Annotated in this window: 14 protein-coding genes; 12 read left to right on the forward strand and 2 right to left on the reverse strand. The window is 63.8% G+C overall.

All coding sequences use genetic code 11. The annotated features are described in order from the left end of the window. Positions 1 to 89 precede the first annotated feature (89 nt). The 3 genes from CR492_RS10295 (at position 90) to rfaE1 (ending at position 4,794) form a co-directional block, all read left to right on the forward strand. Positions 90 to 1,628: a YifB family Mg chelatase-like AAA ATPase gene (locus CR492_RS10295; RefSeq protein WP_102843666.1), complete on the forward strand. Its 1,539-nt coding sequence runs from the start codon at positions 90 to 92 to the stop codon at positions 1,626 to 1,628. 211 nt (positions 1,629 to 1,839) lie between these two features. Next, entirely contained in the window at positions 1,840 to 3,060 is a 1,221-nt protein-coding gene (locus tag CR492_RS10300) for an AGE family epimerase/isomerase (RefSeq protein WP_146030231.1), read from the forward strand. A 276-nt stretch (positions 3,061 to 3,336) separates the two neighbouring features. Next, positions 3,337 to 4,794, forward strand: coding sequence for a D-glycero-beta-D-manno-heptose-7-phosphate kinase (gene rfaE1 / locus CR492_RS10305; RefSeq protein WP_102843668.1), 1,458 nt, complete (start codon positions 3,337 to 3,339; stop codon positions 4,792 to 4,794). A 3-nt stretch (positions 4,795 to 4,797) separates the two neighbouring features. On the opposite strand, the gene CR492_RS10310 is transcribed toward rfaE1, so the two are convergent. After that, on the reverse strand, positions 4,798 to 6,327 hold the full coding sequence (locus tag CR492_RS10310; RefSeq protein ID WP_102843763.1) for an AAA family ATPase: 1,530 nt from the start codon (positions 6,325 to 6,327) through the stop codon (positions 4,798 to 4,800). 142 nt (positions 6,328 to 6,469) lie between these two features. Here CR492_RS10310 and ribH point away from each other — a divergent pair, with 142 nt between their 5' ends. The 4 genes from ribH (at position 6,470) to CR492_RS10330 (ending at position 10,762) form a co-directional block, all read left to right on the forward strand. After that, on the forward strand, positions 6,470 to 6,964 hold the full coding sequence (ribH, locus tag CR492_RS10315; protein ID WP_102843669.1) for a 6,7-dimethyl-8-ribityllumazine synthase: 495 nt from the start codon (positions 6,470 to 6,472) through the stop codon (positions 6,962 to 6,964). Further along, entirely contained in the window at positions 6,961 to 7,425 is a 465-nt protein-coding gene (gene nusB / locus CR492_RS10320) for a transcription antitermination factor NusB (RefSeq protein ID WP_102843670.1), read from the forward strand. The genes ribH and nusB overlap by 4 nt, the downstream gene beginning before the upstream one ends. A 70-nt stretch (positions 7,426 to 7,495) precedes the next feature. Beyond that, on the forward strand, positions 7,496 to 8,467 hold the full coding sequence (gene thiL / locus CR492_RS10325) for a thiamine-phosphate kinase (RefSeq protein ID WP_102843671.1): 972 nt from the start codon (positions 7,496 to 7,498) through the stop codon (positions 8,465 to 8,467). A 159-nt stretch (positions 8,468 to 8,626) separates the two neighbouring features. Next, positions 8,627 to 10,762, forward strand: a complete 2,136-nt coding sequence (locus tag CR492_RS10330; protein ID WP_102843672.1) for a sodium-translocating pyrophosphatase — start codon at positions 8,627 to 8,629, stop codon at positions 10,760 to 10,762. Positions 10,763 to 10,915: 153 nt separating this feature from the next. Here CR492_RS10330 and CR492_RS10335 read toward each other — a convergent pair whose 3' ends face one another. Continuing rightward, positions 10,916 to 11,407 carry an outer membrane protein assembly factor BamE gene (locus tag CR492_RS10335; protein ID WP_102843673.1) on the reverse strand — a complete coding sequence of 164 codons (492 nt, stop codon included), beginning with the start codon at positions 11,405 to 11,407 and terminating at the stop codon, positions 10,916 to 10,918. 223 nt (positions 11,408 to 11,630) lie between these two features. Between CR492_RS10335 and CR492_RS10340 the strand changes: the two genes are divergently transcribed. From CR492_RS10340 to CR492_RS10370, 5 genes are all read left to right on the forward strand, one after another. Next, entirely contained in the window at positions 11,631 to 12,158 is a 528-nt protein-coding gene (locus tag CR492_RS10340; protein ID WP_102843674.1) for a ubiquinol-cytochrome C chaperone family protein, read from the forward strand. 25 nt (positions 12,159 to 12,183) lie between these two features. Next, positions 12,184 to 12,798: a YceD family protein gene (locus CR492_RS10345; protein ID WP_180982507.1), complete on the forward strand. Its 615-nt coding sequence runs from the start codon at positions 12,184 to 12,186 to the stop codon at positions 12,796 to 12,798. A gap of 368 nt (positions 12,799 to 13,166) precedes the next feature. Continuing rightward, the gene (gene plsX, locus CR492_RS10355) at positions 13,167 to 14,276 is read left to right on the forward strand and encodes a phosphate acyltransferase PlsX (protein ID WP_102843677.1); all 1,110 of its coding nucleotides are present in this window, start codon (positions 13,167 to 13,169) and stop codon (positions 14,274 to 14,276) included. A gap of 3 nt (positions 14,277 to 14,279) precedes the next feature. Then, positions 14,280 to 15,269 carry a beta-ketoacyl-ACP synthase III gene (locus CR492_RS10360; protein ID WP_102843678.1) on the forward strand — a complete coding sequence of 330 codons (990 nt, stop codon included), beginning with the start codon at positions 14,280 to 14,282 and terminating at the stop codon, positions 15,267 to 15,269. A 363-nt stretch (positions 15,270 to 15,632) separates the two neighbouring features. After that, on the forward strand, positions 15,633 to 15,971 hold the full coding sequence (locus CR492_RS10370; protein WP_102843680.1) for an integration host factor subunit alpha: 339 nt from the start codon (positions 15,633 to 15,635) through the stop codon (positions 15,969 to 15,971). Positions 15,972 to 16,124: the final 153 nt, after the last annotated feature.

Consider the following 16,124-nt stretch of genomic DNA (forward strand, 5'->3'; position numbering starts at 1 on the left):
CCGACCATTCAAAATCTGTTCTTGGGTTGTTCTTGATCTGCAGCCTCGTCTCAGCTAACCTAATTGGAACTGAGGGATGAGTTCACGTCATGGTCGTCAGGGTCGCGACGGTTGCATTCGAGGGAATTGAAGCCCGGCCCGTCGACGTGCAGGTGCAAATCGCCAATGGCAACGTTGTTTTCACCGTCGTCGGCCTTGGCGACAAGGCGGTCGCCGAATCGCGCGAGCGGGTGCGTGCGGCGCTGAACGCCTCGGGCCTCGCCTTGCCGGCCAAACGCATCACCGTCAACCTCGCGCCAGCGGATCTTCCCAAGGAAGGCAGCCATTACGATCTGCCGATCGCGCTCGGCATCATGGCGGCGATCGGGGCGATCGCGCCGGACGCCCTGCAAAATTACACCGTGCTTGGCGAACTTGCGCTCGACGGGGCGATCACGGCCGTGGCCGGCGTGCTGCCGGCCGCCATCGCCGCCAATGCGCGCGGGCACGGACTGATTTGTCCGCATGACTGCGGACCCGAGGCGGCGTGGGCCGGACAGGATCTCGACGTGCTGGCGCCGATCTCGCTCATCCAGCTGGTCAATCATTTCAAGGGAACGCAGGTCATGGCCCGGCCGCGCCCCGGCGTGCGCGCGGTCAATAGGGCGCTGCCGGACCTGCGCGACGTCAAGGGACAGGAAAGCGCCAAGCGCGCACTCGAAATCGCCGCTGCGGGCGGCCACAATCTTCTGTTCAACGGGCCCCCCGGCGCCGGCAAATCGATGCTGGCGGCGCGGCTTCCCTCGATCCTGCCGCCGCTGACCCCGGCCGAACTGCTCGAAGTCTCGCTGATTCATTCGATCGCCGGCGATCTTGCCGGCGGGGCGCTGACGGATCAGCGTCCGTTCCGCGCGCCCCACCATTCCGCCTCGATGGCGGCGCTTGTCGGCGGCGGCGCGCGCGCGCGGCCCGGCGAGATTTCGCTCGCGCATCACGGCGTTCTCTTCCTCGACGAACTGCCGGAATTCCAGGCTCAGGCGCTGGACAGTTTGCGCCAGCCGCTGGAGACGGGCGAGGTCGCCATCTCCCGGGCGGCGCATCGCACGGTCTATCCGGCGCGGTTCCAGCTCGTCGCAGCCATGAACCCCTGCCGTTGCGGCCACGCCATGGATCCTGGCTTTTCCTGCCATCGACAGCCCAATGACCGCTGCATGGCGCAATATCAGACGCGTATTTCGGGGCCCTTGCTTGACCGTATCGATCTCCATGTGGAGGCGCCGGCCATCGCCGCCGCCGATCTGATGCTGCCGCCGCCGTGCGAGGGATCGGCCGAGGTCGCTGCGCGCGTCGCCGCTGCCCGCGAGATCCAACGCGCCCGCTACGCGGCCATGGGCTTCAAGGGCATCGGATCGAATGCGGCGGCCCCTGCCGCCGTCATCGAACAGGCGGCGCAGCCGGACGCCAGCGGCCGCAAGCTCGTGCAAGAGGCCTCGGAGCGTCTGCGGCTCTCGGCGCGCGGCTTCCATCGCGTGCTGAAATTGGCCCGCACCATCGCCGATCTTGACGGCGCGGCTACCGTCGGAGCCATTCACCTCGCCGAAGCCCTGTCCTATCGGATCGACGCGACGCGCCTGTTGCGGGCAGCCTGAACGAAAAAGCAGCCAAAGCATCAGACCGGGAAGATGCAGAATTGTCAGATTGATATTATGCTATAAACATCTGCAATCGCTGATGTTTTTGTGATTATTTGATGGCTGAAATCAAATATCGTCGTTCCATGCGTGATTTGGTCATTAAAGTTCAATCAAGGGGGTGTGTTGTCCTGCGGGATTGTCCGGACCCGCGTTTCAGGGAGTTTGTGTGACCGTACCTGCCTGCGTCGCCATCGAAGAAAAGAGGACGATGAAACAACAGATTTCCTCAGAAGCGGGCGCCGCCGCGGGCGGTCTTCGCGCGTGGCTTTCAAATGCGGCTCTCCCACTCTGGGCGAGCGCGGGATTTGACCGATCGCTTGGCGCGTTTCATGAGCGTCTTGATGGGAGCGGCCGGCCACGCCTTGATCTTGCCCGCCGCGCCATGGTGCAGGCGCGGCAGATTTACGTTTTTTCGCATGCGGCGCGGCTGGGCTGGTTCGAAGAAGGCGCAGACCTCGCCGAAAGCGCAGCGGAGGCGCTTGTCGGGCGCTATTGCGATGCGGGCGGTCCGCGCGGCGGGTTTGCTTTTTCGATCGGCCCTGAGGGGCATGTCGCCTCGAGCGTCAGGGACGCCTATGCGCATGCCTTCGTTCTCTTCGCGCTGGCCTCGCTGTACCGCCTGAACGGCGATGCGCGCCTGATCGTATATGCCGATGAAACCATCGCCTTTATCGACGAAGCCCTGACGGACCGGAATTTTGGTGGACTCTATGACGCCTCGCCCGTCACGGACCGGTCGAAGCGCCAGAACCCTCACATGCATCTGCTCGAAGCGTATCTCGCGCTGGAGACGGCGGCGCCCGGGCGCGGCTATCTGGATCGCGCGCGCAAGATCGTCGATCTTTTCAAAAAGCGACTCTTTCTCGCCGAGCCGGGCGTTCTGCTCGAATATTTCGGCGAGGACTGGAGCGTCCCGGAGGACCCGGCGAGGTGCGGGATTTTCGAGCCGGGCCATCATTACGAATGGGTCTGGCTGCTGGCCGAATTCGAGGCGCTTGCCGGCGACGATCTGGGCGCTGAGATCGCGCGGCTTTATCGGGTGGCGCGGCAGGTCGGCCACGCCCCGAACGGACTGATCTTCGACGAGCTCGACGTCGAGATGAAGGTGACAAAAGGCGCGCACCGCGTCTGGCCGCACACAGAAGCGGTGAAGGCTGCGGTCGCCATGCGCGCCAAGGGCGACGCCGGGGCCGAGGCCTTTGCCGCGGCGATGATCGGCGCACTGCGCGGGTCTTTCCTCGACCGGCCTTTCGCCGGGGGCTGGATCGATCATTTCAGAGCCGACGGCGTCCCGCTCAGCGGCGATGCGCCGGCAAGTTCGCTCTATCATGTGTTTCTGGCGGCGACCGAAGCCTCGTTCGCTTTCGAGCCGAAGATCGGCGCCTGACGCTCCCTGCGCGCGGCATGGCGGGTGCATGGTCGAGAACCGCCGCAAGCGCGCAGTCGCCTGAACCAATACCGGGTTTCAAATCAAAGTTTCGGGGACGGAGGGCGTGAGGCGCGCCCGCTTCGTCCTGATGGAAAGATCTGGAGGCAATTCATGAATTTGCGGGAGCGTGACGATCAAGGCAGAATGGACGGCGCCGTCCCTTCTGTGCCGCTCGCCCATCGTTCGTCGCCGGACAAGGAGCCGCGGACTCCTCCCTCAGGATCGGAACCCCGAATGATTCCCATCATCGACCGTTTCGCGAAATGCCGCGTCGCGGTGATCGGCGATTTGATCCTCGATTGTTATCTTCAAGGCGACGTCAGCCGGATCTCGCCCGAGGCGCCGGTTCCGATCGTGCGCTCTCTGTCCGAACGATCCGTGGCGGGCGGCGCCGCGAACGTCGTCGCCAATCTCGCGACTCTTGGCGCGACAGTCGACGTTGTCGGGCTGACGGGCCTCGACAGCGCAAGGGACGACCTGATTTCCTGCCTTCAGACCCATGGCAGGGTCGATCTGACCGGCCTCATCGGCGTTGCGGACCGCCCGACCACCCGCAAATTGCGCATTCTGGGCGCGCATCAGCAGATCGTCCGCGTCGATCAGGAAGACACCTCTCCCTATGACGATCTTGTCGAACAACGTCTGATCGCCGCCGCCGCCGCCGCGGCCGATCGCGCCGACATCGTCATCCTGTCGGATTATGGCAAGGGCGCTTTGTCCTTGCGCGTGCTGCGCGAGATCATTGATCGCTGCAACGCCACGCAAAAGCAGGTTCTTGTCGATCCAAAGCGTCTCGACCTCACCGCTTATCGGGGCGCGACCATCATTACGCCGAATCGCAAGGAGCTCAGCGCCGCGACGCGGCTTCCCTGCGACACGGATTCGCAGGCGCTCACCGCAGCGATCCAGGCGCAGGAATTAACCGAATCGAGCATCCTGCTAACGCGCTCGGAAAAAGGCATGTCGTTCTTTCCCCTGTCTGGATCGCCGATCCACCTCGCGACGGTGGCGCAGGACGTGTTCGACGTGTCGGGCGCCGGCGATACGGTGATCGCCGTGCTCGGGGCCTCGCTGGCCTCGGGCCTTTCCATGCTGGAATCGATGAAGCTCGCCAACCATGGCGCCGGCATCGTCGTCGCCAAGGTCGGCACCGCCTGCGTCACGCCGGAGGAGCTTGCCGCCTCGCTTGGCTCCGAGCTTGCCTCAGCCTCCGTCAATGACGGGCGCCACATCACGGCGGAGGATGCGGTCGCGCAGCGCTGGGCCTGGGCCAAGGAAAAGCTCACGGTCGGCGTCGCCAACGGCTGTTTCGACCTGCTGCATCCAGGTCATATTTCGCTCATCAAACAGGCCGCCGCGAGCTGCGACAGGCTGATCATGGCGCTGAATTCCGACGCTTCGGTGCGCCGCCTCAAAGGGCCGAGCCGGCCGATCCAGGACGAGGAATCGCGCGCCGCTGTGATCGGCGCGCTGAAGGGCGTCTCCGCGGTCGTGCTGTTTGATGAAGATACGCCGTTCAACCTGATCAAGGCGCTGCAGCCAGATATTCTCGTCAAGGGGGCTGATTACAGCGAAGACCAGGTCGTCGGCGGCGATATCGTCAAGGCCCGCGGCGGCCGGATCGTGCTGGCGCAGCTCTCTCCCGGCCAGTCGACGACCCAGCTCGTAAAGAAGGCCGAGTTGACGCATTGAGGATCAAGTCGCGGTGATCGCGGCGAGCGCCGCCTGCGCCACAAGTTCGGGCGGCTGCGCGGCGTCGATGTGGATCCAATTGATTTCGCCAAGAGAAACGGCCTCCTGCGCCAGAGCCACCTGTGGGCCGGCGTCGGAGGCGTCGCCATGACGGGCGGAGACGCGCTCCAGCCTCGCCTCGAGCGGCGCGTCGAGCCAGAGGCCGAGGAATTTTCCACCCGCGACCTTTGCGGCCGCAGCGTCCGCCCGCTCGCTCTCCTTGAAAAAGGCGGCGTCGATGATGACGCTCTGCCCGGTTTCAAGGGTTAGCGCCGCGAGCGCATCAAGGCGGCTGTAAACCGGGCCTGACGCCTCCGCACGATAGGCCTCCTGCGGCAGCCGCTCCAGCTCCAATGCGCCGAACATGCGCTTGCGCTCGACGTCGCTGCGAAAATGAACGGCGCCAGGCGGTCGGCCGATCGCGGTGGCGAGCCGGCGCGCAAGCTGCGTCTTGCCCGTGCCCGATCGTCCGCCGATCGCGACGAGAAGGGGCGCCTCGAATGCAAGAAAATCACCGGCGGCCGCAAACAGGAGCCGGGCCGAAGCGATCGTTTCGGGCGACGGCGACGGTTCGAGCGTTGCGACCCTCGCGCGGATCGCCGCGCGCAGGCTGAGAAACACGGGTAGGGCCTTTAGGCCGCCAAGCTGCACCTCAAGGGAATCGCTCACCGAGAGGTAGCGGTTCATGACGAGATTGGCTTCGCTGAAATGGCCGCGGGTCCAAAGATCCATCAGAAGAAAGGCGAGGTCGTAAAGACTGTCGCAAATCGCCAGTTTTTCGTCGAATTCAAGCGCGTCGAACAAGACGGGCGCGTCGCCGATCATGACGATATTGCGCAGATGCAGATCGCCGTGGCAGCGGCGGACGTCGCCCGAAGCTTCCCGGCGCAAAAGTAGCGGCGCGACGTCGTCGAAGGCGGCGAGCAGGGCGCTCTCCAGCCGTGCAGCGGCCCCCGCGGGGAAAACATCGCGCGCGTCGGCAAGTCCGCGCGCCGTCTCGATGATCTGGGCGCGCAAGGTCGCGGTTGCGCGTCTGTCGTGAAAAACGGGCGCCTTGCGATGCGCGGCGGCGACGATCTCGCCGAGCTGCGTGGCGATGTTGGGCTCGAGCGGCCCCTGCGCCGCCAGACGATCGAGCGTTTGATTTTCGTCGAACCGGCGCAGATGCACAGCCCACTCGATAATCTCTTCGCCGTTTCCTAAAGTTAGATGATTATCTTCGCGTGAAATTGGAACGACGCCAAGGTAAAGATCGGGCGCGTTCCGGGTGTTAGCCTCGATCTCGGCTTCGCAGGCGAGCCTGCGTTTCTCAAGGGTCGAGAAATCCATGAAGGGAAACCGCACGGCCCGCTTCACCTTGTAGACGTCTTTTCCGGCAAGAAAGACCGAAGCGCCATGGGTGTCGATGCGGATCACGGGTTCGCGCAAGCCGTGGGTCGCCGGCTCGCTGAGAAAGGCGAAAACCCTGGCCTGATCCGCGTTTTCCGCCGTCATTGCTGTCTCCATGCCAGGCCTCTGGCGGCGACCTGTGTCGGGCGCGCCGCCGGTTTTGCTTGCTCGCAAAGGCCCGCCTTGCTACTGCCAACACCAATCGGGCATCGCCCGCGGCCTCTCCTGCTTATTGAGCCCCAAGCTGATGGCCATACCGCGACGGTCCTTGACGGAATTGGACCAAAACGCCGCCGGCGCGCATTTTCTCATCGTCGAAGCCCGTTACTATGACTCGATTGGCGCGATGCTTCTCGCCGGGGCCAAGGCCGCGTTGGAGCGGGCGCGCGCATCGTATGAACTCGTCAGCGTGCCGGGCGCCCTCGAAATCCCGATCGCCATCGAGATCGCGACCGATCAGGCCAAGCGTGCGGGCGCGCCTTTTGCAGGAGCCATCGCGCTCGGTTGCGTCATCAGGGGTGAGACCTATCATTTCGAAATCGTCGCGGCCGAGAGCGCGCGAGCGTTGATGCAATTGGCCGTGGCGCACAAGCTTCCGCTCGGCAACGGCATTCTCACCGTCGACACCGAGGCTCAGGCCGAGGAGCGCGCCGACCCGGATCGGGGCGACAAGGGCGGCGACGCCGCGCGCGCGGCGATCGCGCTTCACTGTCTGGCGCGCCGCGCGGGAGCCCTCTCATGAGCAATGCCGATGGCCGCTCCGCCGCGCGTCTGGCCGCCGTCCAGGCTCTCTATCAGATGGACATCACGGACAAGGGCCTCAAGGAAACCTGCGCCGAGTTCGAAACCTTCTGGCTCGGCGGCGAAGTCGAGGGTCAGATTTATAAGCCGGCGGAACTCGCCTTCTTCAAGGATATTCTTTCAGGCGTCCTCGCTGATCAGGGACCGATCGACCGCGCGATCGATCAGACGCTGGTCGATGGCTGGCCGCTGGTTCGGATCGACTCGGTGCTCCGCGCGATTTTGCGCGCCGGCGCCTATGAATTGAAAAAGCGAACCGACGTTCCGGCGCGGGTGGCGATCAAGGAATATGTCGACGTCGCCGGCGCCTTCTTCGAGCGCGAGGAATCCGGCATGGTCAACGCCGTTCTCGACCATCTCGCGCGCCGCTTTCGCGCCGAGGAATTCGAGCGGCCGCGCTAAAGCATTTTTCGCGATAAGAAAATGCTCTGCGCCGACGGGGGAACGACCGCTGAGGCTCTCCGAGGACGAATTGATCGCCGCTTTTTTCGCTCCAATTGCGGGAGAGGCGGGTCTTGGCCTTCGCGATGACGCCGCGTTGCTGCAGGCGCCGCAGGGTCGCGGGATCGTCCTCACCAAGGATCTCCTCGTCGCCGGGGCGCATTTTTTTGAAGATGATCCCCCGGATGCAATTGCGCGCAAGGCGCTGCGCGTCAATCTCTCCGATCTGGCGGCCAAAGCGGCAAGGCCGCTCGGATTTTTGCTCGGCCTTGCGCTCCCGCCGGATTGGACGGCGGACTGGCTGAAGCGTTTTGCCGCGGGTCTTGGCGCGGATGCGCAAAATTTTGACTGTCCCTTGCTAGGCGGCGACACCGTCAAGACATCGGGACCGCTGACGCTTTCGATCACGGCGCTCGGCGCGGCGCCGGGGCATGGCATGGTTCGCCGCGACGCCGCCCGCGATGGCGACGCGCTTTATGTTTCGGGCTCGATTGGCGATGCGGCGCTTGGCCTCCGGCTGCGGCTCAACAGGGAGGAAGACCGGCACTGGATCGCCGCGCTCGGCGCCGAGAACGCGGCGTTTCTTGCCGATCGCTATTTGTTGCCGCAGCCCCGTCTCGGCCTCATCGAGACGCTTGGCGAACATGCGCGGGCCGCGATGGACGTGTCGGACGGCCTAGCCGGTGACCTGGCGAAAATGCTCGCCCTCGCCGGGCTCACGGCGGATGTCGCGCTGGCGGATCTGCCGCTCTCGCAGGCCGTGCGGGCGGCGCTCTCGGCGCGGCCGGAGTTGATCGAGACGATCTGTTGCGGCGGCGATGATTATGAGATCCTTTGCGCCGTCGCCCCTGAAAAAGCGCTGGCGTTGGAGGCGGGCGCCAAGGCCGCGGGGATCGAATTGACCCGCATCGGGCAGGCGCAGCGGGGCGCGGCGGCGCCTATCTTCCGCAACACAAAAGGCGAGGCGTTGCGCTTGGCACGCGCCTCATTCAGCCATTTTTAGATAAGTCTTTGAATTAGAATGCGTTTGCGGCCGCTCTGAAAACATTGGTTCGATTGATTTGGTCGATTGCGCCCTCTGACTGCTTTCTGTAAATGTCAGCCATCGGGCGGAGCATCGACTCCAAACCAAGCCCCAACAAAATTTTCAGGGTGGTAACAGATGGCCATTTGGCTTGTCATTTTCGCTGGGCTTTTGTCCGTCGCATACGGCTATGTAACGTCCTCCAAACTCATGGCCGCAAGCGCTGGCTCCGCGCGGATGCAGGAAATCGCCGGCGCCATCGCCGAGGGCGCGCAGGCCTATCTGAAGCGTCAATATCTGACCATCGCCCTCGTCGGCGCGGTAATTTTTATCGCCTTCTGGTTTTTTCTCGGCGGCGCGATCGCCTTTGGTTTCCTGATCGGTGCGGTGCTTTCGGGCGCTGCCGGCTTCGTCGGCATGAATGTCTCGGTGCGCGCCAATGTCCGCACCGCGGAAGCAGCCTCGCGGTCCCTTGCCGACGGCCTCGACATATCCTTCAAGGCCGGAGCCGTGACGGGAATGCTCGTCGCCGGCCTCGCGCTGCTTGGCGTCTCCGGTTATTTTTATGTCCTGACGGGGCCTCTCGGCCACGCCGCAAACAGCCGCGAAACCATCGACGCGCTGGTCGCACTGGGCTTTGGCGCCTCGCTGATTTCAATCTTCGCCCGCCTCGGCGGCGGCATCTTCACCAAGGGCGCCGACGTCGGCGCCGACCTTGTCGGCAAGGTCGAGGCGGGCATTCCGGAAGACGATCCGCGCAATCCCGCCACGATCGCCGATAACGTCGGCGACAATGTCGGCGACTGCGCCGGCATGGCGGCGGATCTGTTCGAAACCTACGCCGTCACGGTCGTCGCGACGATGGTCCTCGCCGCGATCTTCTTCGTCGGTCAGCCGGTTCTCTACAGCGCAATGATCTATCCGCTGGCGATCTGCGCGACCTGCATCGTCACCTCCATCGCTGGAACCTATTTCGTCAAGCTGGACGCCAGCCAGTCGATCATGGGCGCGCTTTACAAGGGCCTTATCGCGGCGGGACTTTTCTCCATCGTCGGCCTCGCCCTGGCGACGACGCTCACCGTCGGCTGGGGGACGATCGGAGCGGTCAAGGGCGTACCGGTTTCAGGCTTTCATCTGTTCCTCTGCGGCCTGATCGGTCTGGTCGTAACCGGCTGCATCGTCGTCATCACCGAATATTATACCGGCACCGGCAAGCGGCCCGTCGTCTCGATCGCGCAGGCCTCCGTCACGGGCCACGGCACCAATGTCATTCAGGGGCTCGCCGTCTCGCTCGAATCGACCGCGCTTCCGGCGCTCGTCATCATCGGCGGCATCATCGCGACGAGCCAGCTCGCCGGCCTGTTCGGCACCGCGATCGCTGTCACGACCATGCTTGGCCTCGCCGGAATGATTGTGGCGCTCGACGCCTTCGGCCCGGTCACCGACAATGCGGGCGGCATCGCCGAAATGGCCGGACTGCCGAAGGAAGTGAGGCAGGTGACCGACGCGCTCGACGCCGTCGGCAACACCACCAAGGCGGTGACCAAGGGCTACGCCATCGGCTCAGCCGGGCTCGGCGCGCTGGTGCTGTTCAACGCCTACAGCCACGATCTCGAATATTTCGCCGCGAACCCCGACCAGTTCCCCTATTTCAAGGGCATGGGAGTGGTCTCCTTCGATATCGCCAATCCCTATGTCGTCGCCGGCCTCATCTTCGGCGGCCTTATTCCCTATCTCTTCAGCGGCATCGCCATGACTGCGGTCGGCCGTGCGGCCGGCTCCGTCGTCGAAGAGGTGCGCCGCCAGTTCAAGGAAAAACCCGGCATCATGCTGGGAACCGAGCGGCCTGACTACGGCCGCGCCGTCGACATGCTGACCAAGGCGGCGATCCGGGAAATGATCATCCCGTCCCTTCTTCCGGTGCTGGCGCCGATCGTCGTCTATTTCGGCGTCCTCCTCATTTCCGGGTCACGCGCGTCGGCTTTCGCAGCGCTCGGCGCCTCGCTTCTCGGCGTTATCGTCAACGGACTGTTCGTGGCGATCTCGATGACATCGGGCGGCGGCGCCTGGGACAACGCCAAGAAAAGCTTCGAGGACGGATTTACCGACAAGGACGGCGTCAAGCATTTCAAGGGCGGGGAGGCGCACAAAGCCTCGGTCACCGGCGATACGGTCGGCGACCCTTACAAGGACACGGCTGGCCCCGCGGTGAACCCGGCGATCAAGATCACCAATATCGTCGCCCTGCTGTTGCTCGCGGTGCTGGCGCACTAAATTTCAGATACGCGATCAGATATGCGAAAGGTCAGGCGATGCGACGCCTGACCTTTTTTGCATAAAGCTGACTAGCAGCTGGAGCGCAGGGGCGCGGGCAGACGCGCTGGAGCCGCCGCGATTGGCGAAGCAGCGGGCCGCTTCGCCAAGAGGCTACTGGAAGCGCATCAAATTCAGGAACATGCCCTTCAGGAAGGTCGATTCCGCGCCGGCCGTCGGCGTTGTGCGCGAGACGAAGTCGAACACCTTGCCGTCCTGGATGCCGTAATTGGCGATCCGCTCGACTTTCTTGTTCTTGTCGAAATAGACGGCGAAGACGCGCTGGTCGATGAGCTTCGGCTGCAGGAAGGCGATGCTACGGTCGGTCACCTGCGTCACATAATACCAGACGGCGCCGCCGACGGTCGAGGTCGTGGTCGGCGTTCCAAGCAGGGTCAGCACCTGTTCGGCGGAAGCGCCGACGCGGACCTGTTCCAGGGTGCGGGGGTCGGATTGATAACCATGCACGACCGTGCCGTCATAGCCAAGGCAACCGCCAAGCCCGAGCGGCAGCGCCGCAGCAAAAGCGAGCTTCAGTCCAAAAAAACCGGAGCGGGCGCGAGGCGCCGACTTAAGGCGGCTTTTGTTCGCGATGGCGAGCCACATTCCCTAAAATCTCCGGAACAATTGCGATGCGAAGGATTACGAATTCAAAGCCGCGAGCTTGCTTTGGCCGCGAGGCTGGGCGATGCCTAGCCGTCAGCTTTGGTAAAAGCAAGGCGCCGCCTCGCCAAAGCTCGGCAGACTCCCGCTGGGCGGAGACAATCTGGCGTTTCGAAGGTTAAGCCCGCGTGAATTTCCGGCGCCGGCGGAACGGATATTTTTAAGCATGCTGTCCTGGTTTTCCCGAAGAGCCGCCAATCGCCAGCTCATCGCACGTCTCCTTGGCGAGATCATCGCGGCCGCCCGCGAGCCTGCGTTCTTTACCGACTACGGCGTCCCGGACAGTTTCGAGGGCCGGTTCGAAACCCTGACCCTGCATGCGACGCTGGTGCTGCGCCAGCTCAACGCAATGGCCCCGCCGGCGCCTGATCTGGCGCAGGACCTTGTCAACGCTATATTCGCTCATCTCGACGGGACCTTGCGCGAAATGGGCGTCGGCGATCCGACCGTGCCGAAGAAAATGAAGGTTCTCGCCGAGGCTTTCCTTGGCCGGGGCCTAGCTTATGATAGCGCGGCGCGAGCCGGCGGCCCGGCGCTGGAAGAGACGCTGCGGCGCAATATTTATGCTGGCCGAGGCGATGCGGGGCGCCTTGCCCGTTATGTCGCGGCGGCCGGCGCGGCGCTGGCTCGGGCGCCCTTCGAAACCTTCGTCAACGGGCCGCTGCCTTTCCCAGACCCGGCCGGCGTGGCATGACAGGGCAATCAGGGAGACGATTGCGATGAAATCGAACGATGATCGTCAGGCCGGCCGAGTCCGGCGCGGGCTTGCGGAAAAACACGCTGCGCCGAGCCCGGAGTCGCTGATGCCGCGCATCGTCAAAATTTCCGAATTACCCGACACGGGGCTGAAAATCGCTGTCATCGCCGATCCGGCGGAACGCGCCGCTATCGCCGCCGCAGACGGTCTTGTCGCGATCGAAAGCCTTGCCGCCGATCTCGAAATCACCAAGGAAGGCGCGAGGATCGAGGTGGGCGGCCGGCTGAAGGCGCGCGTCGTCGCGACCTGCGTTGTGACCCTTGATCCATTTGAAACCGAGGTCGAGGGCGATATCGAAGCCGATTTCGTCGTCGCGAGGGATCTGACCGCGCGGGGTCCAAGACCGCCGCGCGGGGCGCGGCGCGAGCCGGAGCCGCCGCCAGTGATCCTCGAGGGCCCCGAGCCGATCCTCAACGGCCAGATCGATCTCGGGGCGCTCGTCGAGGAGTTTTTGGTGCTGAACCTTGATCCCCATCCGCGCAAACCCGGCGCATCGTTCGAGCCGGATGCCGTCTTGGGCTCCGCTGAGGATGCCGGCTCGCCCTTCGCCGTGTTGAAAAAACGGACCGATGATTGATTCGGGCGGCCGATGAATGCAGCTTTCGAATGGGCCGCAAGGCAAAAGATTTCCAGCGCCGCGTGTTTCGGCGCCACTATGATCTCCGCCTTTTATCCTATATTTGATCGCCTGAGAGCGTCGAAACGTCTGACGCGCCGCGTGTTTTTCAAACGTCTGGCGCGCTTTTGCGTACGACGGGGCGAAGCGTAAACGCGGCGGTTCAGCATTGAGAGGCAGGTTCAACGGGCGGCCCAGCACGCAGGAGACGAGGCCGGTCGATACGACCCGTTGCGCTCCATTCATGCGCTCTGTGGAGTCCTGCGCCTCATTCGCCGGCGGATACGCCGCCTATCCTTATTGCGAACTTTGACGATGTCCTGAACGCCATGATGAAGACGGTTCGCATAGCTCTCGACGCCATGGGCGGCGATTTTGGACCGGAAGTCATGCTTCCCGGCGCGGCCATGGCGCTCGAGCGCGGTTTGGACATCGCCTTTTTATTGTTCGGCGACGAAACGCTGATCAAGCCTTACCTGGCTGTCCACCCTGCACTCGCTGCAGTCTCCACTTTGCATCACACGAATGTCGCGGTGCGAATGGACGACAAGCCAAGCCAGGCCTTGCGGTCCGGGCGCCGCATCTCGTCGATGTGGCTGTCGATCGACGCCGTCAAGAAAAACGCCGCTGATATCGCGGTGTCGGCGGGCAATACGGGCGCGCTGATGGCGATGGCGAAGACCTGCTTGCATACCATGCCGGGCGTCGACCGGCCCGCCATCGCGGCGATCTGGCCGACCATCCGTGGCCGGACCATCGTGCTGGATGTCGGGGCCTCGATCGGCGCCGACGCGCGCCATCTCGTCAATCTCGCCATCATGGGCGCGGCGATGGCCCGCGCCGTCCTCGACGTCGAGCGTCCGACCGTTGGCCTGCTCAACATCGGGTCCGAGGAGATGAAGGGCGTCGACGACGTCAAGGCCGCCTCGAAACTGCTGCGCGAGATGGCGTTGCCCCATCTCGATTATGTCGGCTTCGTCGAAGGCGGCGACATCGGCAGAGGCACGGTCGACGTCGTCGTAACCGAAGGTTTTAGCGGCAATATCGCCCTGAAGACCGCGGAAGGAACCGCGAGCCAGATGGGGCAATATCTGCGCGAGGCGCTGAGCCGGGATCTGATGTCGAAGATCGGCTATTTCTTCGCGCGGAAGGGGCTCGCCGGGCTGAAGGCCAAGATGGACCCGCGTAATGTCAATGGCGGCACGTTTCTCGGCCTCGATGGCGTCGTCATCAAGAGTCACGGCCATTCGGATGTGTTCGGGACGTCGGTCGCCATCGAGATCGCCTACCGTATCGCCCGTCATGAATTGCTGGGCCAGATCCGCGGCGCGCTCGCCCATTCGCACGAAACGACCTCCCGCCCGCCGGACAGTCAGATCGCCGGCGGCGAGCGGCCCGCCGCCTTGCCGAAATCAGCCCAGCTTCGTATGGATTCTTGAGCTTTGACAGTTTCTCCCGAAGGCAAAATCAGGTCCGTCGTCGTCGGCCTTGGCTCCTATCTTCCCAAGCGCATTGTCAGCAACGCCGATCTCGAGAAGGTTCTCGAAACCAGCGACGAGTGGATCGTGCAGCGCACCGGCATCCGGCAGCGCCATATCGCCTCGGAAGACGAGCCGACCTCGGTGCTCGGCGTCAACGCTGCCAAGGCTGCGCTTGGCGACGCTGGACTGACGGGCGCAGATATCGATCTTATCATCGTCGCAACCTCGACGCCGGATTTCACCTTTCCGTCTGTCGCGACACAGGTCCAGGCTGCGCTCGGCATGGCGCATGGCGCGGCTTTCGATTTGCAGGCGGTCTGTTCCGGCTTCGTCTTCGCCGTGGCGACCGCCGACAAATTCCTGTGCTCGGGCTCGCACAAGCGCGCGCTGGTCATTGGCGCTGAGACATTCTCGCGGCTGCTCGACTGGACCGATCGCGCCACTTGCGTGCTGTTCGGAGACGGCGCCGGCGCTGTCATCCTTGAGGCGCAGCCCGACTCGGTCGCGATGGGGCGCGGCGTGCTGACCTCTCACCTGCGCTCGGACGGGCGCCACCGGGCAGCGCTATATGTGAATGGCGGTCCATCCTCGACCAAGACAACAGGCGTGTTGCGCATGGCCGGGCGGGAAGTTTTCCGCCATGCGGTCGGGATGGTGTCTGACGTCGTCACCGAGGCTTTTGCGGCGACGGGGACAACGGCGGAGGATCTCGACTGGTTCGTGCCGCATCAGGCCAACCGCCGGATCATCGACGCTTCGGCGGAAAAGCTCAAAATAGCGCCACACAAGGTCGTCACGACGGTCGATCTGCACGCAAATACTTCGGCGGCTTCAATACCGCTGGCTCTTTGCGTGGCGCGGGATGACGGACGCATCAAACGCGGCGATCTCGTCATGATCGAGGCGATGGGCGGCGGATTCACCTGGGCGTCCGCATTAATCCGCTGGTAGCGGGAACCGCTTGATTTACACCGCATTTTGCCTCAGACTTGATAAAGTTGGCGGGGGCCATGCGGCGCGGGAGCAGCGCCGCTCTTTTCAAATTATTGATTGCGCGACGCGTCGACACGGAGCGGCGCGAAAGCTGGACTTCCGGCTTTCCTGGGTTACACTTGCGGCGCTCTTTTTGCGCTCGCGACGGCTTGCATCTTGATTGAGGTTCGCTCGCTTGCGGGAGGCGCGCGCGAGGAATGGCTTAAGATCGTCGGGCGGAGCCGGACGGTCGTTCGTGGCTGGGCAGAATGAGATTGCAGTATGACCAAGGTGACGGCCATAGCGGCTGCGGACGAACTCGGGGAAACTTCGGCGCGGCGCATGGTTGACGGGTTGGAAGAACTCGGCGGGCAGGGTCGCACCGTGACGCGGGTCGACCTCGCGGAATCCGTCTACAGATGCGTCGGCCTGTCGCGGAAGGAATCGGCTGCGTTGGTTCAGATGGTGCTGAACGAATTGTCGGACGCGCTGGCGGAAGGCGAGACGGTCAAACTCTCGTCGTTCGGCTCGTTCGTGGTTCGCTCCAAGTCCGAGCGCATCGGACGCAATCCAAAGACCGGCATCGAAGTGCCGATCACGCAGCGCCGGGTTCTCGTGTTCAAACCCTCGAGCGTCCTCAAGGCGCGCGTGAATGGCGAGGCGGCGGAGGACGAGGATTGATGTTTGAGCGGGGGTCTCATCGTGCCGGGCTTTCGGCGGGACTGCGCTCCGATTTTTTGATCTGACGCGGCTATCTGCTCTGCGGATAAGCCAATGCGGGCCAGGCGCGCGTCAGCAACGGCGGCGCTTTGCGTTCGGGCGGTTTTCTTAAAG

This window comes from Methylocella silvestris (assembly GCF_002891535.1).
GTDB lineage: Bacteria > Pseudomonadota > Alphaproteobacteria > Rhizobiales > Beijerinckiaceae > Methylocapsa > Methylocapsa silvestris_A.

Excerpts from the sequence above, each read along its gene's own strand:
- CR492_RS10295 (WP_102843666.1), top strand. The coding sequence starts at position 90 with ATGGTCGTCAGGGTCGCGACGGTTGCATTCGAGGGAATTGAAGCCCGG.
- rfaE1 (WP_102843668.1), top strand. The coding sequence starts at position 3,337 with ATGATTCCCATCATCGACCGTTTCGCGAAATGCCGCGTCGCGGTGATC.
- CR492_RS10310 (WP_102843763.1), bottom strand. The coding sequence starts at position 6,327 with ATGACGGCGGAAAACGCGGATCAGGCCAGGGTTTTCGCCTTTCTCAGC.
- ribH (WP_102843669.1), top strand. The coding sequence starts at position 6,470 with ATGGCCATACCGCGACGGTCCTTGACGGAATTGGACCAAAACGCCGCC.
- nusB (WP_102843670.1), top strand. The coding sequence starts at position 6,961 with ATGAGCAATGCCGATGGCCGCTCCGCCGCGCGTCTGGCCGCCGTCCAG.
- CR492_RS10330 (WP_102843672.1), top strand. The coding sequence starts at position 8,627 with ATGGCCATTTGGCTTGTCATTTTCGCTGGGCTTTTGTCCGTCGCATAC.
- CR492_RS10335 (WP_102843673.1), bottom strand. The coding sequence starts at position 11,407 with ATGTGGCTCGCCATCGCGAACAAAAGCCGCCTTAAGTCGGCGCCTCGC.
- CR492_RS10340 (WP_102843674.1), top strand. The coding sequence starts at position 11,631 with ATGCTGTCCTGGTTTTCCCGAAGAGCCGCCAATCGCCAGCTCATCGCA.
- CR492_RS10345 (WP_180982507.1), top strand. The coding sequence starts at position 12,184 with ATGAAATCGAACGATGATCGTCAGGCCGGCCGAGTCCGGCGCGGGCTT.
- plsX (WP_102843677.1), top strand. The coding sequence starts at position 13,167 with ATGATGAAGACGGTTCGCATAGCTCTCGACGCCATGGGCGGCGATTTT.
- CR492_RS10370 (WP_102843680.1), top strand. The coding sequence starts at position 15,633 with ATGGTTGACGGGTTGGAAGAACTCGGCGGGCAGGGTCGCACCGTGACG.